The sequence below is a fragment of the Streptomyces sp. W1SF4 genome, assembly GCF_003950035.1.
Classification (GTDB): domain Bacteria; phylum Actinomycetota; class Actinomycetes; order Streptomycetales; family Streptomycetaceae; genus Streptomyces; species Streptomyces racemochromogenes.
This window is the reverse complement of the sequence record NZ_CP034350.1, coordinates 2,912,258-2,933,818: the sequence shown is the minus strand read 5'-3', so window position 1 is coordinate 2,933,818 and position 21,561 is coordinate 2,912,258. Positions and strand designations below refer to the sequence as shown.

Genomic DNA, 21,561 nt, shown 5'->3' with positions numbered 1-21,561 from the left:
TCGCCCGCAGAAGTGAAGGTCACCGCGATCCGGCCACCCCAACACCCACACGGCCGCGTAGTTTTGGTCCGTTACGCCAGCCGCTGAGGGAGCAGTCGTGGCACGGAAGATCGGCAGCCGGTACACCGCCCACCAGATCCTGGGGCGCGGCAGCGCGGGCACGGTGTGGCTCGGCGAAGGCCCGGACGGCCCCGTCGCCGTCAAACTCCTGCGCGAGGACCTCGCCTCCGACCAGGAACTGGTCGGACGCTTCGTCCAGGAACGCAGCGCGCTCCTCGGCCTGGAGCACCCGCACGTCGTCTCCGTACGCGACCTCGTCGTCGACGGCAACGACCTCGCCCTCGTCATGGACCTCGTACGCGGCACCGACCTGCGCACCCGCCTCGACCGCGAGCGCCGGCTCGCCCCCGAGGCGGCCGTGGCCATCGTCGCCGACGTCGCCGACGCCCTGGCCGCCGCCCACGCCGCCGGCGTCGTCCACCGCGACGTCAAGCCGGAGAACGTCCTGCTCGACATGCAGGGACCGCTCGGCCCCGGCGGCGCGCACCCCGCGCTCCTCACCGACTTCGGCGTCGCCAAGCTCATCGACTCCCCGCGCCGGGCCGGCGCCGGCCGCGGCACCGCCCCCACGACCCGGATCATCGGGACCCCCGACTACCTGGCCCCGGAGATAGTGGAGGGGCTGCCGCCGCGGGCGGCCGTCGACATATACGCCCTGGCCACCGTGCTGTACGAGCTGCTGGCCGGCTTCACCCCCTTCGGGGGCGGCCACCCCGGCGCGGTGCTGCGCCGGCACGTCACCGAGACCGTCGTCCCGCTGCCGGGCATCCCCGACGAGCTGTGGCAGCTGATGGTCCAGTGCCTGGCCAAGGCCCCCGCCTCCCGGCTGCGCGCCTCCGAGCTGTCGGCCCGGCTCCGGGACCTGCTGCCGCTGCTGGCCGGGATGCCGCCGCTCGACGTGGACGAGCCGGACGACGCCGACCCGGAGCCCGAGCCCGAGCGGGAGCCCGACGCCGGCGCCGACCCGGTCCGCAGGCGGGGCGTGGTCCCACTGGTCCCCGGCTCCGCCACCGACTCCAACCGGGACACCCACACCTCCATGCGCGTCCCGGGCCCCGAGGAACTGGCGGGCGGGGCACTGGGCACCGCCCGCGTCCCCCGCCCGGCCGGCGGACACCGGCCCGGCTCCGCCCGGCACCGCGCCGAGGCCGAGCGCAAGCGGCGCCTGGTGCTCTCCGCGTCGGCGCTGGCCCTGGTGGCGGCGGTGGGCCTGGGCAGCTGGATCGCCGTCTCCGGCGACGACCCGGCACCTCCGCCGCGCGACGGCAAGGGCCGCCAGTCGGCCCCGTCCCAGCCCAGGTAGGACCCCCCGGCCCGGGTGGGACCCGCTCCGGCCCGGCCGGGACGCCCCGATCGGCGCCCCGGACCGCCCGCTACACCGCGGTGAGGGCCGGGTGCCAGCGGCGGGCGACCTCGGGGTGGGCGCGGACCCAGCCCTTCAGCTCGTTGCGGCCGTACTCGGCGTGCAGCGGGTTCGACGCGTCGTGCGCCACGCCCGGCGCCGCACGCAGGTAGTCGCCGGGGACGGTCTCCACGACCGCGTCCAGCCTCGGGTTGTAGAAGAACGGCACCGAGAACCGCTCCACCGCCCCCGGAGGGCTGACCACCCGGTGGTCGGTGGCCCGCAGGTACCCCTCGGTGGCGATCTCCAGCAGCTCGCCCAGGTTCACCACGAACGCGCCCGGCCGTGGCTCGATGTCTACGTAGCCGCCGTCCCGGACCACCTGGAGCCCGCCCACCGAGTCCTGGAGCAGCAGCGTCAGGAAGCCGTAGTCCTTGTGCGCGCCGACGCCCTGGTCGGCGCCCGACGGCGCGGACCCGGGGTAGCGGATCAGCTTCGTGTGCAGGTGGGGGCGGTCCGCGAAGGCCGCGTCGAAGAAGTCCGGAGCAGCGCCGATCGAGGCCAGCAGCTCCCGCAGCAGCCGGTGCGCCACCCCGGCCAGGCGCTCCTGCCAGCCCAGGACCGCCTCCCTCAGCTCCGGCAGCGCCGACGGCCACTGGTTCGGGCCCTCCAGCCACAGGTACGCGGGGTCCTCCGGCCCCAGGACCGGCGCCGGCCGCTCCGCGCCCACGTCCAGCTGGTCCCGCCAGTCGGAGGCTCCGCCGGTCAGCTCGTGGCCGATGCGGGTGTAGCCGCGGAAGTGCGGGGAGTTCAGATTGCTCACGGCCAGCCGGTCGGCCTCCGGGAGCGCGAAGAAAGCCCTGGTCAGCTCAAGGATGCGGGAGGTCTCCGCCTCGGTTATGCCGTGTCCGGTCAGGTACAGGAAGCCGGTGTCGCGGGCCGCGGCGTGCAGCTGCTTCAGGAAGTCGGGGCGCTCGGCGGGGTCGTCGGCCCGAGAGAGGTCGATGACGGCCAGGGCGGGCGCGGACGCGGCGGCGGAGGAGGTGGAGGAAGGGGAAGAGGGGTGCGCGGACGGCATGACGGCTCCGTTTCGGATGTCACAGGGTCCTGTGCCCCAGAGATGGCGGGGCGTGCGGAGGAGCGGTCCGCCGGCAGGGATGGCGCCGGGACAGCGTGGCCGCGTGCAGGACCGAAGTCGGATCGGGGTTGATCAGGCTTGTGCTTGGTCCGGCGGCAGACAGCTCGTCGTGGTGACACGCATGTGGTCCACATGGCGGCGCTTCACGAGTAGAACGGTCATACGAGGAGCGTACGCCCGTATCGGCGCTCCTCTGTACGGTCCGATCCGGCCTGCCCGGACAGTGCCGTCCGAGGACCGGCTAGGCTTGACCCGTGGCAGTCGTCGATGTTTCCGAAGAGCTGAAGTCCCTCTCCTCGACCATGGGGTCGATCGAGGCCGTCCTGGACCTCGACAAGCTGAGGGCAGATATCGCCGTGCTCGAGGAGCAGGCCGCCGCGCCGTCCCTGTGGGACGACCCGGAAGCCGCCCAGAAGATCACGAGCAAGCTTTCGCACCTCCAGGCCGAGGTCCGCAAGGCCGAGACCCTGCGCGGCCGCATCGACGACCTCGCGGTGCTGTTCGAACTCGCCCAGGAGATGGACGACGCGGACACCCTCGCCGAGGCCGAGGCCGAGCTGACGTCCGTCCGCAAGGCGCTGGACGAGATGGAGGTCCGGACCCTGCTCTCCGGCGAGTACGCCGAGCGCGAGGCCCTGGTCAACATCCGCGCCGAGGCCGGCGGCGTGGACGCCTCCGACTTCGCCGAGCGCCTCCAGCGCATGTACCTGCGCTGGGCCGAGCGCCACGGCTACCCGACGGAGATCTACGAGACCTCGTACGCGGAAGAGGCCGGCATCAAGTCGACCACCTTCGTCGTCAAGGCCCCGTACGCCTACGGCACCCTCTCCGTCGAGCAGGGCACCCACCGCCTCGTGCGCATCTCCCCCTTCGACAACCAGGGCCGCCGCCAGACCTCCTTCGCGGGCGTCGAGGTGCTGCCGGTCGTCGAGACCAGCGACCACGTCGAGATCGACGAGTCCGAGCTGCGCGTCGACGTGTACCGCGCCTCCGGCCCCGGCGGCCAGGGCGTCAACACCACCGACTCGGCCGTGCGCATCACGCACATCCCGACCGGCATCGTCGTCTCCTGCCAGAACGAGCGCTCGCAGATCCAGAACAAGGCCAGCGCGATGAACGTGCTCCAGGCCAAGCTGCTGGAGCGGCGCCGCCAGGAGGAGCAGGCCAGGATGGACGCGCTCAAGGACGGCGGCAGCTCCTGGGGCAACCAGATGCGCTCCTACGTCCTGCACCCGTACCAGATGGTCAAGGACCTGCGCACGGAGTTCGAGGTCGGCAACCCGCAGGCGGTCCTCGACGGCGAGATCGACGGCTTCCTGGAGGCCGGAATCCGCTGGCGCAAGCAGCAGGAGCAGACCGCGTAACGCGTGAGCACGAGGAAGGGCCCGGACACCAGGCGGTGTCCGGGCCCTTCCCCATTACGTGTGATCCACGCGGCCACACGGTGATGCCTGCTGATCGGGACGCGACGCGGTCTACGCGGACCGTGCCACCAGCGCCAGCGCGGCCACCAGCACCACCAGAAGCGCGATGACCGTCGCCGGATTCAGCCCGGCGAAGGGGCCCTCCTGCTGGAGGCGCTCCCGGTTCGCCCGGCACACCGGGCAGCGGCCCTGGCTGACGGGTGCGGCGCAGTTCGCGCACACGAGCCGGTCATATGTCATGCGCTCCTCCTCTCGTCCCCTCGACATGGTCAACGGTGCGGGGACGCGGTCCGTTCCCCCTACCACTGTGCCAGCTCCGCCGACATTCGGCGCGGCCCGTCCGGGCAATCACGATCCGACTCCTCCCGCACCGGTGGATATATCGGGCAACTCCGGTTGCCGGGTCCCCACCCGTCGTCCGGTCGCGTATGGTCACGGTCACCTACTCCCGGCGACCGTGGTGCTCCCGTGATCCGATTCGACAACGTCTCCAAGTCCTACCCGAAGCAGAACCGGCCCGCACTCAGAGATGTCTCCCTCGACATCGCCAAGGGCGAGTTCGTCTTCCTGGTCGGCTCCTCCGGCTCCGGCAAGTCCACCTTCCTGCGGCTCGTCCTGCGCGAGGAACGGGCCACCCACGGCCAGGTGCACGTCCTCGGCAAGGACCTCGCGAAGCTCTCCAACTGGAAGGTCCCGCACATGCGGCGCCAGCTGGGCACCGTCTTCCAGGACTTCCGCCTCCTGCCCAACAAGACGGTCGCCGAGAACGTGGCCTTCGCCCAGGAGGTCATCGGCAAACCGCGCGGCGAGATCCGCAAGGCCGTCCCCCAGGTCCTGGAGCTGGTCGGCCTCGGCGGCAAGGAGGGCCGCATGCCCGGCGAGCTCTCCGGCGGCGAGCAGCAGCGCGTCGCCATCGCCCGCGCCTTCGTCAACCGCCCCGCCCTGCTGATCGCCGACGAGCCGACGGGCAACCTCGACCCGCAGACCTCCGTCGGCATCATGAAGCTCCTGGACCGGATCAACCGGACCGGGACCACCGTCATCATGGCCACGCACGACCAGCAGATCGTGGACCAGATGCGCAAGCGCGTCATCGAACTCGAACAGGGCCGGCTCGTGCGCGACCAGTCGCGCGGCGTCTACGGCTACCAGCACTGAAAGGCCCCTGAGACGTCATGCGCGCCCAGTTCGTCATGTCGGAGATCGGCGTCGGCCTCCGCCGCAATCTCACCATGACCTTCGCGGTCATCATCTCCGTGGCCCTGTCCCTGGCCCTGTTCGGCGGCTCCCTCCTCATGCGCGACCAGGTCAGCGCCATGAAGGGGTACTGGTACGACAAGGTCAACGTCACCGTCTACCTCTGCACGAAGAACGACGCCCTGGACGCGGCCGGCGCCGCCGCCCCGGGCGCGGCCGCGGGTGCGCCGGCGGCCTCCGCCGGCGCCGCCGCGGGCAGCGGCCGGCCCTGCGCCAAGGGGGCGGTCACCCCCGAGCAGAAACAGGGCATCGAGTCCGAGCTGAAGAAGATGGACCTCGTCCAGACCGTCATGTACGAGTCCTCGGACGAGGCCTACAAGCACTACAAGGAGCGCTTCGGCCACACCGCGCTGGCCTCCGTCGTCACCCCCGACCAGATGCCCGACTCCTTCCGGGTCAAGCTGAAGAACCCGGAGAAGTACGAGGTCATCACCTCGGCCTTCGCCGGGCGCGACGGCGTCCAGTCGGTCGCGGACCAGTCCACCGAGCTCGACAACCTCTTCGCCCTGCTCGGCACCCTCAACTGGGCGGCCCTCGGCATCATGCTCGTCATGCTGATCGTGGCCCTGCTGCTGATCGTCAACACGGTGCGCGTCTCGGCGTTCAGCCGCCGGCGCGAGACCGGCATCATGCGGCTCGTGGGTGCCTCCGGCTTCTACATCCAGGTGCCGTTCATCATGGAGGCCGCCGTGGCCGGCCTCATCGGCGCGGTCTTCGCCTGCGCGATGCTCGGCACCGGCCAGTACTTCGTGATCGACCACGGCATCGCGCTCCGCGACAAGCTCCAGCTGATCAACTTCATCGGCTGGGACGCGGTCCTCACGAAGCTGCCGCTGGTGCTGGTCATCGGCCTGCTGATGCCCTCCCTGGCCGCGTTCGTCGCGCTGCGCAAGTACCTGAAGGTATGACGAGCGCCTCCTGTGCTCCGTGCTCAACCGGGCTTGCCGCGGCGGGGCTTGTCCTAGACTCGGCGGCATGCCGGGTCTGCCCGCCTTCTGTACGAGGCCCCGCGACCTGCGTCGCGGGGCCGCTCTGACGCTGGTCTTCCTCGTCTGCGTGGGCACCGCCGCGGGCACGGGGTGCTGGTCCTCGCCGGACGCGCAGGAGACGGGCACGGCCTTCCTGGCGGGCGCCGGCGCACCGGACCGGCCCCCGGCCCCCGAGACCGGGACCGGCACCGCCGACCGGGAGGCCGTCGCCCGGGCCGCCGCCGAGGCCGTCGCCGAGGGGAAGTCGGGCAAGAAGGCCGCCCAGGAGGTCGTCAGCCGCAGCGGCGACCGCTGGGGCACCGTCTACGACCGGGGCGAGTACGCCGCCTTCGCCGAGGAACTCGACGGCCGCTGGACCGGGGTCGGGCTCTGGGCCGGACGCCGCCGGGACGGCCGGATCGAGGTCGACCGGGTCCAGCCGGACAGCCCCGCCGACCGGGCCGGCCTGCGGGCCGGGGACCGGCTGCTGAGCGTGGACGCCCGGAGCGTGACCGGGCTGGAGGTGGCCGACGTGGTGGCGCTGCTGCGCGGGGAAGCGGGCACTCCGGTGGTGCTCGGCCTCAGCCGGGACGGCGCCGGCCTCACCGTCACCGTCCGGCGCGCGCAGCTGCGTACCGAGCCGGTGACCGTACGCCGCCTCGCGGGCGGCATCACCGTGATCAAGGTGGCCTCCTTCACCCGGGGCTCCGGGGACCGCGTCAGGGCGGCCGTCCGCGAGGCCCCGCCGGGCGCCGGGGTGATGCTGGACCTGCGCGGCAACCCGGGCGGGCTGGTCACCGAGGCGGTGGCCGCGGCCTCCGCGTTCCTGGACGGCGGGCTCGTGGCGACGTACGACGTACGCGGCTCCGAGCGCGCCCTGTACGCCGACCCGGGCGGGGACACCGCCCGTCCCCTCGTGGCCCTCGTCGACGGCGGCACGATGAGCGCGGCCGAGCTGGTCACCGGCGCCCTCCAGGACCGCGGCCGCGCGGTGACGGTGGGCACCCGCACCTTCGGCAAGGGCTCGGTGCAGATGCCGACGGAGCTCCCGGGCGGCGCGGTGGCGGAGCTCACGGTGGGCACGTACCGCACCCCGGCGGGCCGCAGCCTCGACGGCGGGGGCATCACCCCGGACCTCGCGGCCGGCGACGGGGCGGAGGAGCGGGCGCGCACGGTATTGGGTGGCCTCGGGGTGGGGTCGTAGTGCGAAAATGACCGCACTATGGCTAAGGAAAAAGGGCGCAAGCTGATCGCCCAGAACAAGAAGGCCCGGCACGACTACGCGATCATCGACACCTACGAGTGCGGGATCGTCCTGACCGGCACCGAGGTCAAGTCCCTGCGCCAGGGCCGGGCCTCGCTGGTGGACGGCTTCGTGTCGGTGGAGGGCCGCGAGGTCTGGATGTACAACGTGCACGTCCCGGAGTACAGCCAGGGCACCTGGACCAACCACAGCGCCCGGCGCAAGCGCAAGCTCCTCATGCACCGCGAGGAGATCGACAAGCTGGAGCGCAAGGCCGAGGAGTCGGGCCACACGGTCGTCCCGCTGTCCCTGTACTTCAAGGACGGCCGGGCGAAGGTCGAGATCGCGCTGGCGAAGGGCAAGAAGGAGTACGACAAGCGCCAGACCCTGCGCGAGAAGCAGGACACGCGCGAGACGCAGCGCGCGATCTCGGCGGTCCGGCGCAAGCAGCGGGGCACGGTTTAATCTCCTGGCACCCGGTGGTCCACTTCGCGTACCATGGGGTTCAGCACCGGCCCTCCGGGGTCGGAGCACTTTGTTAACAAAACATGGGGATGATCGGTTTCGACAGCGGCTGTCGATGCAGGGGAAGCGAGCCGAGGAAGCGGCAATGATCTCGCTAACCACATGTCGCAAAAAATAATCGCCAACACCAAGAGCGATAACTCCCGCTTCACCCTCGCTGCCTAATAACAGTGAGCTGAAGCCTCTGTGAGGAGCGTCAGCCCGGAAGTGGTCCCGGTCCGGATCCTGGCGTCAACAAGGGATCTAAACCTCTAGCCCCGGTCACGGGGGTTGGAGGGAAACCAAACAGTGACTGAGCCCGTCGGAGACTTGTCCGTGTGATCTCCGGGGCCGAGAAAATCGCAGCGGACTGCGCTCGGAGAAGCCCTGCTTCTGCACCGTTGGACGCGGGTTCGATTCCCGCCATCTCCACTCATCCCATGTGGGCGAAGGCCCCGCAGCCTGTTGGCTGCGGGGCCTTCGTCATGCCGGGGGTCAGTCGGCGTAGTGGTAGCGGGCCTTGAGGATCTTCACTTCCTTGTCGTCGGCCCGGTAGACGAGCCGGTGCTCGTCGTCGATCCGGCGGGACCAGTAGCCGGACAGGTCGCCCTTGAGCGCTTCCGGTTTCCCGATGCCCTCGAAGGGTGCCCGCTGGACTTCGCCGATCAGGCGGGTGATGCGCTTGGCCATCTTCCGGTCCGCGGCGAGCCAGTAGAGGAAGTCCTCCCAGGCGTCCGGGTCGAAGTGGACGCTCCTCACTCCTCACCGGCCAGCGCGTTCAGCTCGTCCATGCTCTTGGCGATGCCGGCCGTGCCCTGCCGGTCGCGCGCGACGGCCTCCATGAGGCGGCGGGCGTTCGCCGGCGAGCGCAGCAGGTAGACGGTCTCCTGCCAGGAGTCGTAGTCCTCGGCCGACATCAGGACGGCGTCGCCGTTCTTGGAGCTGATGCGCACCGGGGTGTGGTCGTTGTTGACGCGCTCGATCAGGGGGAAGAGGGTCTTGCGGGCTTCGCTGGCGCTTATGGGCATGGTTGCTCTCCCTCTCAGAGTGGTACCTGGATACGGTACCGCTCTCGTACCGGATTCGGGTACCGGAGGGTGTGCGAGAAGGCCCCGCAGCCTGTTGGCTGCGGGGCCTTCGTCATGCCGGGGCGTGACGCCGGGGGCTCAGCAGTACGGGACCTTGTTCAGGTTCAGGGCGTAGCGGGCGGCGATCCAGCCGCGGCCGTCGGCGAGCTTGTACCAGATCGGGTTGTCGCCCACGGTCTGGCCGTTGACCTTGCACTGGAGCGCGACGACGGTGTTGGCCGCGATCTTGCCGGTCTTGCCGTAGCCCGTGCCGGGGCCGGAGCGGATGCCGAGGCCCTGGCCGGAGGTGACGATGCGGGCCTTCGGGGTGGCCTTGTGGCCGCCCTTGCCGTGGTCGTCCTTTCCGCCCTTGCCGTGGTGGTCGTCCTTGCCGTGGTGGTCACCGCACTTCTTGCAGGTGCCGCCGGGCTTACCGGTGTCGCCCTTCTCGCCCTTCGGGCCGGGGATGCCCTGGGGGCCCGCCGGTCCCTGCGGGCCGGGCTTGCCGTCCCTGCCGGGCCGGCCGTCGGCGCCGGGCTTGCCGTCGTGGCCGCGGGGGCCGGGCTTGCCGTCCTTGCCGTTCTTCCCGTCGCGGCCGTCCCGGCCGTCCTTGCCCGGTTCGCCCTTGGGGCCCTGGGGGCCTCCGGCGGGGCCGGGTTCGCCCTTCGGGCCCTGCGGGCCCCGGGCGCCCGTGTCGCCCTTCACGCCCTGCGGGCCGCGGGGGCCTGCCTTGCCGTCCTTGCCGTTCTTCCCGTCGCGGCCGTCCTTGCCCGTGTCGCCCTTGGGGCCCTGCGGACCTGCGGGGCCCTGGGGGCCTCCGGCCGGGCCGGTCTCGCCCTTCGGGCCCCGCGGTCCGCGCTCGCCGGTGTCGCCGCGGTCGCCCTTGGGGCCGCGCTCGCCGGTTTCCCCGCGCTCGCCGCGGTCTCCCTTGTCGCCCTTCTCGCCCTTCTCGCCCTGCGGGCCCGGGCGGCCCGGCTTGCCGTGGTGGCCGGGCCTGCCGTCGTGGCCGTCGTGGCCCGGGCGGCCGTCGTCGCCCTTCGGGCCCGTCACCGGGGTGGCGACGGCGAACAAGGCGGGGGCGTCGGTGCCGTTGGACCACTCGCCGCCGTCCAGCGTCGTGCCCTGGGGGGCCTTCGGGTCCACCTTCAGGGTCACCGCCAGCCGCGTCTGCGTATCGGCCGGGAAGGCGAAGCCGGCGCGGGTGCCCGCGTCGCAGGTCAGCAGGCGCGCGTCCGCCGAGCGGGTGCAGGAGCCGGCCGCACGCCGGCCGTCCCAGTAGAAGCGGGCCTCCGGGAAGGTCGTCCGCTCCGGGGCGGTGATCCGGAAGGTGCTGCTGCGGGCCGGTTCCTGGCCGTTCACGGCCGCGATGACGACGCGGCCCGTCTTGCCGGGGGCGATGGAGGGGACGTACGGCTGGAAGAACCGGATCTCGGACGCGTCGGCCAGGGCCGGTACGGCCGGCACCAGGCAGGACGCGGTGACGGCCGCGACGACGAGGGCCGAGGAGACGGAGCGGGAAGCAGGCAAGGGGAGTTCCTCCGCGAAGGGAAGGGCCGCTGGGGGAAAGCACCCCCAGTTATGCGGGATCGCGCGGAGGAGTGGTGCGTACCACGCGGGCGCGTCACTCGCCCGCCGGAACAATACGGATAAATAGGGAGGTTGTGGCTGACAGGGCCAGCGCGAGCAGGGCGGCGCCGGCCGGGAGGGCGTAGGCCGCGGTGGAGCCCAGCCGGTCGACGGCCTGGCCCGCGCCGGCGGAACCGGCCGCGATGCCCGCCAGGATCGCGGTGACGGCGAGGCTCATCCCCTCGTTCAGGCGGCCGGGCGCAGTGGCCCGCTGCACCAGCGCCATGGCGCCCACCATCACCGGCGCCGTGGCCATCCCGGCCAGCAGCAGGGCCCCCGCCAGCAGCGCGAGGGAGCCGGTCGCGGCGGCCGCCCAGGGCAGGGCCATCGCCGCGGACAGCGCCAGCAGGCAGGTGCGCAGGCTCCGCGGGCGGCGCGTCCCGTAGAACAGCCCGGCGGCGCAGGACCCCGCCGCCTGGAGCGCCAGTACCGGCCCCGAGGCGCCGCCGAGGCCCAGGGCGGCGAGGTGGGCGATGGAGGCCACCTCCATCGAGCCGAACACCGCACCGGTGGCCAGGAGCAGGCCCAGCAGCGGGAGCAGGGCGCGCAGCGGCGACGGTCCCAGGGCGGCGGCCGGCGCCCCGGTCGCGGGGGGTTCGGTGGCCCGGTGCGCGGTGAAGACCAGCATGCCGGTCAGCAGCAGGGCCGCTCCGGCGAGGGTGCCCGCCTCCGGGAAGGCGGCGGTGCACAGGAAGGCCGCCAGGACCGGGCCGAGCATGAAGCACAGCTCGTCCGCGGCCTGTTCGAAGGACATCGCGGTGTGCTGCTCGGAGCGGGGCAGCAGGTGGGTCCAGCGGGCCCGGGACATGCCGCCGATGTTGGGGGTCGTCGCGGTGGCCGCGTACGAGGCGAACAGGGTCCATGCGGGGGCCTGCGTACGCACGCACAGGACCAGGGAGAGCGAGCCGAGGACGGCGATCACGGTGGCCGGTACGGCGACCCGGGCCTGCCCGTGGCGGTCGACCAGCCGGGCCGTCCAGGGCGCGACGAGGGCGGTGGCGGCCAGCCCGGTGGCGGTGACCGCGCCGGCCAGGGCGTACGAGCCGCGCTGCCCGGCGATCATCATCACGGCGCTGACGCCGAACATGCCCATCGGCAGCCGGGCCAGCAGGTTCCCGGCGGTGAACCCGCGCGTGCCGGGGCGGGCGAAGAGACGCACGTACGGGCCGCGGACACGGTCACGGGCCGGGGCGGCGGCGACGCCGGCGGGGGCGGGCGCGGACGCGGACGCGGGCGCGGTGGACGCGGCCGGGGCGGGCCCCAGGGCACGGGACGCGGCCGGGGACGGGGCGGACGCCCGGGCACGGGACGGGGACGGGGCGGACGCCCGGGCGCGGGACGGGGCGGCCGGGGACGGGGCGGCCAGGACCAGGGTGCTGCCGGTCACGGCCATCAGCGGGGATTGTTGCGGCATGCACCGAGCCTGCGGCCCGCCCCCGGCCCCGGTCCAACACCTGTTCCGGGACCATTCACGCGCTCACGTTGTCAATCGCCGGGTTAACCTGCGGGGATGACCGCCCGTGACGTCGACCCCCGCCTGCTGCGCGGCTTCCTCGCGGTCGCCGAGGAACTGCACTTCTCCCGCGCCGCCGCCCGCCTCTACATCGCCCAGCAGGCCCTCAGCCGCGACGTCCGCCGCCTCGAACAGACCCTCGGCACAGCACTGTTCCTGCGCACCACCCGCACCGTCGAACTCACCCCCGACGGCGAACGCCTGCTGCCCCACGCCCGCGAAGTGCTCCGCGCCCACGAGGAACTCGCCGCCGCCTTCGCCGGACCACCCCGCGCCCTCCTCGTCGACATGAACACCGACGGCCCCAGCACCGGCCGCCGCGTCCTCGAACGCGCCCGCGAACTCGCCCCCGGCTGCGAACTGATGGCCCGCTTCGAGAGCGGCCTCACCCACGCCGCCGGCGAGATCGCCGCCGGACGGCTCGACGTCTCCTTCGGGTACGCCGCCGGACTGGCACCCGCCCTGCGCGCCCGGCTCGACCACCGCCCCGTACGCCACGAACCCCTCGCCGTGCTGCTCCCCGAGGACCACCCGCTGGCCGCCCTGGACCGCGTACCGCTCGCCGCGCTCGCCGGCGAGACCGTCTACGCGGGAGCCGGCAACCCCCGCACCCTGGAGTGGACCGGCCTGGCCCGCGAACTCCTCGCCGGACGCGGCATCGCCGTCGCCCCGCCCGCCCCCGTCGCGATGGGCAAGGAGGAGTTCGGCCGCGTCATGGCCAAGACCCGCAACCCCGTCCTCGCGACCGTCGGCTTCCTCGACATGCCCGGCAGCGTCAAACGCCCCCTCGTCGACCCCGTACCCCTCTCCCCGCTCGCCATGGTGTGGCGCAAGGGCCACCGCCACCCCGGCCTCGACGCCCTCCACCGCGCCGTGACCGAACTCCAGAACACCGGCGGCTGGCTGGAAGTCCCCCCGGACAGCTGGCTCCCCGCAGCGCTCACACCCGGCCCGGACGGCGGGTGAGTGCACGGTTTCCCACCGGTCATCCGGCGGGGACCGGGACCGAAACGCGCCGTTCCTAGCCTCCTCACCACAGAGCACGACAGCTGTGGAGGGTGGAGGCGTGTGATGACCGCTGCGACGACCGCACCGCGCAGGGGAGGCCGCTGGATCGAGCGGTGGGACCCCGAGGACGAGGCCTTCTGGACGGAGACCGGGGAACGGACCGCCCGCCGCAACCTCCTCTACTCCGTCCTCTCCGAGCACATCGGCTTCTCCATCTGGTCCCTGTGGTCCGTGATGGTCCTCTTCATGGGCCCCCAGTACGGCATCGACCCGGCCGGCAAGTTCTTCCTCATCGCCACCGCCACCTTCGTCGGCGGCCTCGTCCGCATCCCCTACACCTTCGCCGTCGCCCGCTTCGGCGGCCGCAACTGGACCGTCGTCAGCGCCCTGCTCCTCCTCGCGCCGACGATCGCCGCCCTCGTCGTCATGGAACCCGGCACCTCCTACGGCACCTTCCTGGCCGTGGCCGCCCTCACCGGCGTCGGCGGCGGCAACTTCGCCTCCTCCATGACGAACATCAACGCCTTCTTCCCGCTCCGCAAGAAGGGCTGGGCCCTCGGCCTCAACGCGGGCGGCGGCAACATCGGCGTCCCCGTCGTCCAGCTCGCCGCCCTGCTCGTCATCGGCACCGCCGGAGCCGGACACCCCCGGCTGCTGCTGTGGACCTACCTGCCGCTGATCGTGCTCGCCGCCGCCCTGGCCCTCGTACGCATGGACAACCTCGCGCCGGTCCGCAGCGACGGCGGCGCCGTCCGCGAAGCCGCCCGCGAGGCCCACACCTGGATCATGGCCTTCCTCTACGTCGGCACCTTCGGCTCCTTCATCGGCTACGGCTTCGCCTTCGGGCTCGTCCTCCAGACCCAGTTCGGACGCACCCCGCTCCAGGCCGCCTCCCTCACCTTCATCGGTCCGCTCCTGGGCTCCCTCACCCGCCCCGTCGGCGGGGCACTCGCCGACCGGTTCGGCGGCGCCCGGATCACCCTGGCCACCTTCGTGGCGATGGCCGCCGCGACCGCAGTGGTCCTGCTGGCCTCCGTACGCGCGTCCCTGCCGGTGTTCCTCACCGGCTTCGTGGCGCTCTTCGCCCTCAGCGGCCTCGGCAACGGCTCCACCTACAAGATGATCCCCGGCATCTTCGCCGCCAAGGCCCTCGCACGGGGCCTCGACGGCGAAGCGGCCGCCGCCCACGGAAGGCGCCTCTCCGGCGCCTCCATGGGACTCATCGGAGCCGTCGGCGCGCTCGGCGGCCTCGCCATCAACCTCGTCTTCCGCTCCGCCTTCCTCCAATCCGGCTCCGGAACGGCCGCCTTCGCCACCTTCCTCGGCTTCTACGCGGTGTGCTGCGCCATCACCTGGGCGGTATACCTTCGCCGGCCCACCGCCACCCCGGCCCCCGCCGCCGACGGACAGGACGGGAAGAGGCCCCAGCTCACCTCGGTGTGAGGCACGGCCGAGGCGGTCACCGGCCGGTTAACCGACCGGAAATGCGGTGGAACCGAGCCTGACACGCCGCGTTGGCAGGCTCGGAACACCCCCGACGCACACCTTCTGGGCAAGGCAGGCAACCACGATGGACGACGCCACGCACGGCCCCCTGGCCGGATTCACCGTCGGAGTCACCGCCGCCCGCCGGGCGGACGAACTGATCGCCCTGCTGCGCAGGCGCGGAGCCACCGTCATCCACGCCCCCGCCCTGCGCATCGTGCCCCTCGCCGACGACGGCGAACTCATGGCCGCCACCAAGGAACTCGTCGACGACCCGCCCGACGCCGTCGTCGCCACCACCGCCATCGGATTCCGCGGCTGGATCGAAGCCGCCGACGGCTGGGGCATCGGCGAACAACTGCTGGAACGGCTGCGCACCACCGAACTGCTCGCGCGCGGCCCCAAGGTCAAGGGCGCCGTACGGGCCGCCGGACTGGTGGAAGCCTGGTCCCCGCAGTCGGAATCGCTGGCCGAGGTACTGGACCGGCTGCTCGCGGCCGGCGTCGCCGGGCGGCGCATCGCGCTCCAGCTGCACGGAGAACCCCTCCCCGGATTCGTGGAGGCCCTGCGCGACGGCGGGGCCGAGGTGGTCCCCGTACCGGTCTACCGGTGGATGCCGCCCGAGGACCTCGCACCCCTGGACCGGCTGCTCGACACCATCGCCGTCGGGGCCGTGGACGCCGTCAGCTTCACCTCCGCGCCCGCCGCCGCCTCCCTGCTGTCCCGCGCCGCCGAACGGGGACTGCGCGAAGCCGTCCTGGAGTCCCTGCGCGGGCCCGTCGCGGCAGCGTGCGTCGGGCCCGTCACCGCACTGCCGCTCCAGGCCGAAGGGGTGGACACCGTCCAGCCGGAGCGGTTCCGGCTCGGGCCCCTGGTGCAGGTGCTGTGCCGCGAACTCCCCGGCCGGGCACGGGTCCTGCCCGTCGCCGGACACCGCCTGGAGATCCGGGGGCACGCCGTGCTCGTCGACGACGGGCTGCGCCCGGTCCCGCCCGCCGGGATGGCTCTGCTGGCCGCGCTCGCCCGGCGGCCCGGCTGGGTGGTGTCCCGGGCCGAGCTGCTGCGGGCGCTGCCGGGAGCGGGCACCGACGAACACGCCGTCGAGACGGCGATGGCCCGGCTGCGGGCGGCCCTGGGGGCGCCGCGGCTGATCCAGACGGTGGTCAAGCGGGGGTACCGGCTTTCGCTGGACGCGGGGGAGGGCGAGGGCTGGAGCACCGCGGCGGGGATCCGCTAGCGTGCCCGGGTGATCATCAACGGGGTGGAGATGAAGGGCCTGGCGGTCGAGCACGCCGCCGGGCTGGCCGACGTACTGACGCGCAACCGGGCCGCCATGGCGCCGTACGAGCCCCTGCGGAGCGAGGCCTTCTACACGGAGGCCGGGCAGCTGGCCCGCATCGAGGGGATGCTGGAGGAGCGCGACGCGGGCCGGCTCGTCCCGTACGTGTTCGTCGAGGCGGGCGGGGGCGCCGTGGTCGGAGCGATGAACCTCGGCAGCATCGCGCTCGGCCCCCTGTGCAGCGGCGGCGTCGGCTACTGGATGGACCGGGACTGGCACGGCAAGGGCCTGGCCACCGCAGGGCTGGCGGAAGTCCTCCGGGCCGCCCGCGAGGACTTCGGGCTCCACCGCGTGGAGGCGCAGACGCTGGTCGACAACCACGCCTCCATACGGGTCCTGGCCAAGAACGGCTTCACCGAGATCGGACTCGCCCCCCGGTACCTCCACATCAACGGAGCCTGGCGCGACCACCGCCTCTTCCAGCGCGTGCTGCACGACGAGGCACCCGCCGCATAGCCACCCCTCCCGCCCCGCGCGGGGGCTTCCGCTTCCCGCCCGCCGACGGCACTCTGGGGAGGCGGTCCGGTCCCACGGCGACGAGGCGGCGACGAGGCGGTGACGGGCATGTGGACGGGCACGACGGGCACGACGGGCGTGCGTACCGGGATGCGTACGGGCATGCGCGCGGGGATGTGGTTCGACTCCGGGCGGGTGTGCCTGGACCTGCTGGCCACGGACGGCCTCGAAGGAGCCGGTTCCGGATGCCGGGAGGGGATGGGGGAGGGGCTCCGGGAAGGGCTCCGGGAAGGGGGCCGGGGAGGCGCCGGGCAAGGGTCCGGCGAAGGGCTCCGGGAGGGGCTCCGGGAGGGGCTCCGGGAGGGGCTCCGGGACGGTGATGCGCTGCGGCTGTGGCTCGTCGGTGCCGGCCTCGTCCCCGACCACACCCCGCTCCGCCGGCTCGGGCCCGACTGGGTGGAGGCCTTCCGCGCGCTGCGCCACGACGTGGGCACCCTCGTACGGGCCGAACTCGCCGGCACCGGCCCGGAGGAGGAAGCCCTGGCCCGGGTGAACGCGGCCGCCGCGGGACCGCCCCCGGGCGTGTGCGCGGTACGGAACCAGGAGGGCCACCTCGTCCGGGAACTCTGCGGCGGGGTGGAGTGCGCCGGGATGCTGGCCACGGTGGCCCGGGACGCGGTGGAGCTCCTCACCGACCCGGGGGACCTGGCCCTGATCCGGTCCTGCGAGGGCGACGGCTGCGCCCGCCTCTACCTGGACACCTCCCGCGGCCGACGCCGCCGGTGGTGCTCCAGCGAACTGTGCGGCAACAGGGAGCGGGTGGCCCGCCACCGGCGCCGCGTGCGGGAGGTGGCGGGGGCGGGGTGAGCGGGATCCCCTGGGGCGGTCTCAGGGCGGGTTGGGGGCTTCCCGTCAGTCCCATCGTCCTTCCGGTTCGGGCCGGCCTGTCAAGGGCGCTCCTTCGTCGCGTCACTTCGTGATCGCCTTCGGCGACCCTTGACAGACCGTCCCGAACCGGAAAGCCGAAAGACTGCCGGGAAACCCCCAAAGAAACGGGACGGACGATCCTTGGAGGGGCGGGTCCGTCAGGGATGAGACGAGGGGCCGGGCGCTGGCCCCGCCCGACATCCGCCCCCCACGTCCGTGATCCCGGGCCAGGGGCGCGACTACCCGCACGAGAGGACGACGAGAGCAGCCCAGGGAGCCGACAGGCGCGTCAGATCGCTACGCGCTCCTCCCGGCATAGCGTCCGCCGACCGTCCTGGGCTGATACCTACACGAGAGGACGAACAGGGCAGCCCACGGAGCGGACGGGCGCGGCAAATCGCTACGCGCTCCTCTCTTCTCGGCGTCCGGCGACCGTCTGTGGCTGATACCCGCACGAGAGGACGAACGGATCAGCCCGGCGATCCGACAGGCCGGACACGTCGGTTCCGGCGCGTCACCCCGGCTCCACCTGTTCGGGTCACGTGGTTAAGGGACAGGCCCTGGCTAGGCTTCGGGCGTGAACGAGACGACACATGGCATACGCGTCCGGCGCGGCGTCCTCGCGGACGCGCCGGCCGTTCTCGACCTGCTCGACGGGGCTGTCGCGTGGATGAACTCCCGTGGCAACACCGAGCAGTGGGGCACCACGCCGTACTCGCAGAAGCCCGGCGGGGTGGAGCGGGTCGAGCGGTACCTGACCGAGAACGAGCCCTGGATCGCGGAGCTGGACGGTGTTCCCGTCGGGGCCATGGTGCTGGACTCCGGTCCCAGTCCCCAGATGCCGATCAAGCCGGCCGAGGAGGCCGAGGTGTACGTGCGCCTGCTCGTCTCCGACCGCCGGCGCGCGGGTCTGCGTATCGGTGCGGTCCTGCTGGCGCACGCCGCCGACGAGACGCGCCGGGCCGGCCTGGAACTCCTGCGGGTGGACTGCTGGGCGGGCGGCGGGGGCGAGCTGGTCGCCTTCTACGAGCGCAACGGTTTCACCCCGACCGAAGCCTTCCTGTCCGGCGCCTGGCCGGGCCAGGTCCTGGCCCGCCGCCTCCCCTAGCCGTCCGTCGCGGTCTGACGCGCCCGTCGGATCGCCGGGCTGATCCGTTCGTCCTCTCGTGCGGGTATCAGCCACAGACGGTCGCCGGACGCCGAGAAGAGAGGAGCGCGTAGCGATCTGCCGCGCCCGTCCGCTCCGTGGGCTGCCCTGTTCGTCCTCTCGTGCGGGTATCAGCCCAGGACGGTCGCCGGACGCTATGCCGGGAGGAGCGCGTAGCGATCTGACGCGCCTGTCGGCTCCTTGGGCTGCTCTGGTCGTCTTCTCGTGCGGGTGGTCGCGCCCCTGGCCCGGGATCACGGACGTGGGGGGCGTATGTCGGGCGGGGCCGGCGCCCGGCCCCTCGTCTCAGCGCTGAGGGACCCGCCCCTCCAAGGATCGTCCGTCCCGTTTCTTTGGGGGTTTCCCGGCAGTCTTTCGGCTTTCCGGTTCGGGTCGGTCCCTCAAGGGTGGCCGAAGGCCATCGCGTAGCGACGCGCCGAAGGAGCGCCCTTGAGGGACCGGCCCGAACCGGAAGGACGATGGGACTGACGGGAAGCCCCCAACCCTCCCCGAGGCCGTCCGAGGGGATGCCGTCCCCGCCCGCCCACCCGACCCCCGAGACCGGCGTGCGGAGAGCGGTTGGATTCGCGTACGGTTGACGGTCGCCCATGCACGTCAGAAGGGGGCCTTGGTGGCCGCGCAGAATGCCGCTGTCGACAGCACGGCGGATTCCGTTCGCGATCGGGAGATCGCGGTCGAGCAGACGCATCTCGATCAGGTGTACCGACGCCTTGAGGAGAAGATCCACGAGGCCGAGTTCCTCATGAACGACGCCGCCAAGCGCGGCCAGGTGGGCACCCCCGGGGCGCTCGCCGAGCGGGACGCGCAGGTGTTCCGCGCCGGGATCCACCTCAACCGGCTCAACAACGAGTTCGAGGACTTCCTCTTCGGCCGGATCGACCTCGTCCTCGGCAAGGACGGGGAGCGCGGCCCCGACGGGGCCTACACCTCCGTCCAGCCCGCCGACGACGCGATCCGCGCCGATCTCACCGCCGACATCGCGGAGACCCTGCACATCGGCCGGATCGGCGTGCTCGACTCCGACTACTCGCCGCTCGTCATCGACTGGCGGGCCCCGGCGGCCGCGCCGTTCTACCGTTCGACCCCCAAGGACCCCGGCCGCGTCATCCGCCGCCGCGTGATCCGCTCCAAGGGCCGCAAGGTGCTCGGTGTCGAGGACGACCTGATGCGCCCGGAGGTCACGGCCTCCCTCGACGGGCGGGAGCTGCCCGCCATCGGCGACGGCGCGCTGATGGCCGCCCTCGGGCGGGCCCGTACGCACACCATGCGGGACATCGTCTCGTCCATCCAGGCGGAGCAGGACCTGGTGATCCGCGCCCCCGCCGCCTCCGTCGCGGAGGTGGCCGGCGGGCCGGGCACCGGGAAGACGGCCGTGGCGCTGCACCGTGCCGCGTACCTGCTCTACCACGACCGCCGCCGTTACTCGGGCGGCATCCTGATCGTCTCGCCCACCCCCCTGCTCGTCGCCTACACCGAGGGCGTCCTGCCCTCGCTCGGCGAGGAGGGCCAGGTCGCGATCCGGGCGCTCGGGTCCCTCGTCGACGGCGCCGAGGCGACCACGTACGACGAACCGTCCGTGGCCCGGATCAAGGGCTCCTCCCGCATGCTCAAGGTGCTCCGCAAGGCGGTGCGGGGCGCCCTGGAGCTGGGCGAGGCGCCGGAGCGGCTGCGCGTGGTGGCGTTCGGCCGGCGCGTGGAGCTGGAGGCGCCGGAGCTGAACCGGATCCGGCAGAACGTGCTCGGCGGCACCGCCCCCGTGAACCTGCTGCGCCCGCGCGCCCGCAAGCTGCTCCTGGACGCCCTGTACGCGAAGACGGGCGCGTCCGGCCGGCACAGCGACCCGGAGCTGGCGGCCGAGCTGCGCAGCGCGTTCGACGAGGACATCTCCACCGAGGACGACTTCCTCGGCTTCCTGAACGCCTGGTGGCCGGAGCTGACCCCGCGCCGGGTGCTGGCGGCGATGGCCGACGAGCGGCGGCTGGGCCGCTGGTCGCGGCGGGACCTGAACCCGCGCGAGACGCGGCAGCTGGCGCGTTCGCTGCGCCGGGTGGGCGCGGACGGCTCCGGCCCGCTGTCGGTGCACGACGTGGCCCTGCTGGACGAGCTGAACCAGCTCCTCGGCGCGCCGGCGCGCCCGAAGCGGAAGCGGGAGCTGGACCCGTTGGACCAGCTCAGCGGGCTGGAGGAGCTGATGCCCACCCGCGAGGAGACCCAGTGGGAGCGGGCCGAGCGGATCGCGGCCGAGCGGACCGAGTACGCGCACGTGATCGTGGACGAGGCGCAGGACCTGACGCCGATGCAGTGGCGGATGGTGGGCCGGCGGGGCCGGACGGGTACCTGGACGGTGGTCGGTGACCCGGCGCAGTCCTCGTGGACGGACCCCGACGAGGCGGCGGCGGCGCGGGACGAGGCGCTCGGCTCCCGGCCGCGCAGGCGGTTCACGCTGACCGTGAACTACCGCAACCCGGCGGAGGTCGCCGAGGTGGCGGCCCGGGTGCTGGAGCTGGCGATGCCGGGCATGGAGCCGCCGACGGCGGTGCGCTCGACGGGCCTGGAGCCCCGCTTCACGGCGGCCGGGGAGGACCTGGGCGCGGCGGTGCGGGAGGAGACGCGGCGGCTGCTGGAGCAGGTGGACGGCACGGTGGGCGTGGTCGTGGCCATGGACCGGCGTGCGGAGGCCGCGGGCTGGCTGGCGGACCTGGGCGAGCGGGCGGTGGCGCTGGGCAGCCTGGAGGCCAAGGGCCTGGAGTACGACGCGACGGTGGTGGTGTCCCCGGCGGAGATCGCGGCGGAGTCCCCGGCGGGTCTGCGGGTGCTGTACGTGGCGCTGACGCGTGCGACGCAGCAGCTGACGGTGGTCTCGGCGGCGGGCGACAAGCCGGGCGCGGACGGCGTCCCGGAGCTCCTGCGGCCGTAACGCGCCCGCCGGCCCGCCGGTCGCCGCAGCCCCGCCGCAGCCCCGCCGGAGCCCCGGTGGAGGCCCGCCGGGGCCGCCCTGGGCCGTCCGGCCCGGGGCGGCGTCCTGGCCGGCCCGGC

19 protein-coding genes and 1 other RNA gene are annotated in these 21,561 nt (G+C 73.1%); 14 read left to right on the top strand and 6 right to left on the bottom strand.

Annotation, left to right across the window (positions count from 1 at the left end):
• The first annotated feature begins 97 nt into the window (after positions 1 to 97).
• On the top strand, positions 98 to 1,363 hold the full coding sequence (locus D1J60_RS13640; RefSeq protein ID WP_125821283.1) for a serine/threonine-protein kinase: 1,266 nt from the start codon (positions 98 to 100) through the stop codon (positions 1,361 to 1,363).
• Positions 1,364 to 1,433: 70 nt separating this feature from the next.
• Here the strand turns inward: D1J60_RS13640 and D1J60_RS13635 are convergent, their stop codons facing one another.
• Complete coding sequence (locus tag D1J60_RS13635; RefSeq protein ID WP_125821282.1) at positions 1,434 to 2,480, bottom strand: 2-oxoglutarate and iron-dependent oxygenase domain-containing protein; 1,047 nt, start codon at positions 2,478 to 2,480, stop codon at positions 1,434 to 1,436.
• Between the two features lie 314 nt (positions 2,481 to 2,794).
• Here D1J60_RS13635 and prfB point away from each other — a divergent pair, with 314 nt between their 5' ends.
• Positions 2,795 to 3,904 carry a peptide chain release factor 2 gene (prfB, locus tag D1J60_RS13630; RefSeq protein ID WP_125601851.1) on the top strand — a complete coding sequence of 370 codons (1,110 nt, stop codon included), beginning with the start codon at positions 2,795 to 2,797 and terminating at the stop codon, positions 3,902 to 3,904.
• A gap of 111 nt (positions 3,905 to 4,015) precedes the next feature.
• On the opposite strand, the gene D1J60_RS13625 is transcribed toward prfB, so the two are convergent.
• Positions 4,016 to 4,204: a hypothetical protein gene (locus tag D1J60_RS13625; protein ID WP_125601854.1), complete on the bottom strand. Its 189-nt coding sequence runs from the start codon at positions 4,202 to 4,204 to the stop codon at positions 4,016 to 4,018.
• A gap of 228 nt (positions 4,205 to 4,432) precedes the next feature.
• Between D1J60_RS13625 and ftsE the strand changes: the two genes are divergently transcribed.
• The 5 genes from ftsE (at position 4,433) to ssrA (ending at position 8,371) form a co-directional block, all read left to right on the top strand.
• The gene (ftsE, locus tag D1J60_RS13620) at positions 4,433 to 5,122 is read left to right on the top strand and encodes a cell division ATP-binding protein FtsE (protein ID WP_007264414.1); all 690 of its coding nucleotides are present in this window, start codon (positions 4,433 to 4,435) and stop codon (positions 5,120 to 5,122) included.
• Positions 5,123 to 5,139: 17 nt separating this feature from the next.
• A complete protein-coding gene (ftsX, locus tag D1J60_RS13615; protein ID WP_125821281.1) occupies positions 5,140 to 6,129 on the top strand; it encodes a permease-like cell division protein FtsX in 990 nt (329 codons plus the stop codon).
• Positions 6,130 to 6,196: 67 nt separating this feature from the next.
• On the top strand, positions 6,197 to 7,393 hold the full coding sequence (locus D1J60_RS13610) for a S41 family peptidase (protein ID WP_125821280.1): 1,197 nt from the start codon (positions 6,197 to 6,199) through the stop codon (positions 7,391 to 7,393).
• An 18-nt stretch (positions 7,394 to 7,411) separates the two neighbouring features.
• Positions 7,412 to 7,897 (top strand): SsrA-binding protein SmpB, encoded by a 486-nt coding sequence (gene smpB, locus D1J60_RS13605; RefSeq protein ID WP_007264411.1) that lies wholly within the window; start codon positions 7,412 to 7,414, stop codon positions 7,895 to 7,897.
• 85 nt (positions 7,898 to 7,982) lie between these two features.
• Positions 7,983 to 8,371: a transfer-messenger RNA gene (gene ssrA / locus D1J60_RS13600) on the top strand.
• Between the two features lie 60 nt (positions 8,372 to 8,431).
• Here the strand turns inward: ssrA and D1J60_RS13595 are convergent.
• The 4 genes from D1J60_RS13595 to D1J60_RS13580 all read right to left on the bottom strand — a co-directional run bounded on the left by D1J60_RS13595 (position 8,432) and on the right by D1J60_RS13580 (position 12,043).
• A complete protein-coding gene (locus tag D1J60_RS13595; RefSeq protein WP_125601863.1) occupies positions 8,432 to 8,695 on the bottom strand; it encodes a Txe/YoeB family addiction module toxin in 264 nt (87 codons plus the stop codon).
• The gene (locus D1J60_RS13590) at positions 8,692 to 8,964 is read right to left on the bottom strand and encodes a type II toxin-antitoxin system prevent-host-death family antitoxin (protein ID WP_125601867.1); all 273 of its coding nucleotides are present in this window, start codon (positions 8,962 to 8,964) and stop codon (positions 8,692 to 8,694) included. The genes D1J60_RS13595 and D1J60_RS13590 overlap by 4 nt, the downstream gene beginning before the upstream one ends.
• Positions 8,965 to 9,102: 138 nt before the next feature.
• Complete coding sequence (locus tag D1J60_RS38630) at positions 9,103 to 10,530, bottom strand: SH3 domain-containing protein (RefSeq protein WP_125821279.1); 1,428 nt, start codon at positions 10,528 to 10,530, stop codon at positions 9,103 to 9,105.
• A 94-nt stretch (positions 10,531 to 10,624) separates the two neighbouring features.
• Positions 10,625 to 12,043: an MFS transporter gene (locus D1J60_RS13580; protein WP_241253254.1), complete on the bottom strand. Its 1,419-nt coding sequence runs from the start codon at positions 12,041 to 12,043 to the stop codon at positions 10,625 to 10,627.
• A gap of 96 nt (positions 12,044 to 12,139) precedes the next feature.
• Here D1J60_RS13580 and D1J60_RS13575 point away from each other — a divergent pair, with 96 nt between their 5' ends.
• The 7 genes from D1J60_RS13575 to D1J60_RS13545 all read left to right on the top strand — a co-directional run bounded on the left by D1J60_RS13575 (position 12,140) and on the right by D1J60_RS13545 (position 21,442).
• Entirely contained in the window at positions 12,140 to 13,108 is a 969-nt protein-coding gene (locus D1J60_RS13575) for a LysR family transcriptional regulator (RefSeq protein WP_125821278.1), read from the top strand.
• A gap of 105 nt (positions 13,109 to 13,213) precedes the next feature.
• Positions 13,214 to 14,593: a nitrate/nitrite transporter gene (locus D1J60_RS13570; protein WP_125821277.1), complete on the top strand. Its 1,380-nt coding sequence runs from the start codon at positions 13,214 to 13,216 to the stop codon at positions 14,591 to 14,593.
• A 127-nt stretch (positions 14,594 to 14,720) separates the two neighbouring features.
• The gene (locus D1J60_RS13565; protein ID WP_125821276.1) at positions 14,721 to 15,872 is read left to right on the top strand and encodes a uroporphyrinogen-III synthase; all 1,152 of its coding nucleotides are present in this window, start codon (positions 14,721 to 14,723) and stop codon (positions 15,870 to 15,872) included.
• Positions 15,873 to 15,881: 9 nt separating this feature from the next.
• Complete coding sequence (locus D1J60_RS13560) at positions 15,882 to 16,430, top strand: GNAT family protein (RefSeq protein WP_125821275.1); 549 nt, start codon at positions 15,882 to 15,884, stop codon at positions 16,428 to 16,430.
• Between the two features lie 258 nt (positions 16,431 to 16,688).
• Positions 16,689 to 17,297 carry an ABATE domain-containing protein gene (locus D1J60_RS13555; protein ID WP_125824009.1) on the top strand — a complete coding sequence of 203 codons (609 nt, stop codon included), beginning with the start codon at positions 16,689 to 16,691 and terminating at the stop codon, positions 17,295 to 17,297.
• 637 nt (positions 17,298 to 17,934) lie between these two features.
• Positions 17,935 to 18,465, top strand: coding sequence for a GNAT family N-acetyltransferase (locus D1J60_RS13550; protein WP_125821274.1), 531 nt, complete (start codon positions 17,935 to 17,937; stop codon positions 18,463 to 18,465).
• Between the two features lie 670 nt (positions 18,466 to 19,135).
• Positions 19,136 to 21,442: a UvrD-helicase domain-containing protein gene (locus D1J60_RS13545; protein ID WP_125821273.1), complete on the top strand. Its 2,307-nt coding sequence runs from the start codon at positions 19,136 to 19,138 to the stop codon at positions 21,440 to 21,442.
• The last annotated feature ends 119 nt before the right edge of the window (positions 21,443 to 21,561 follow it).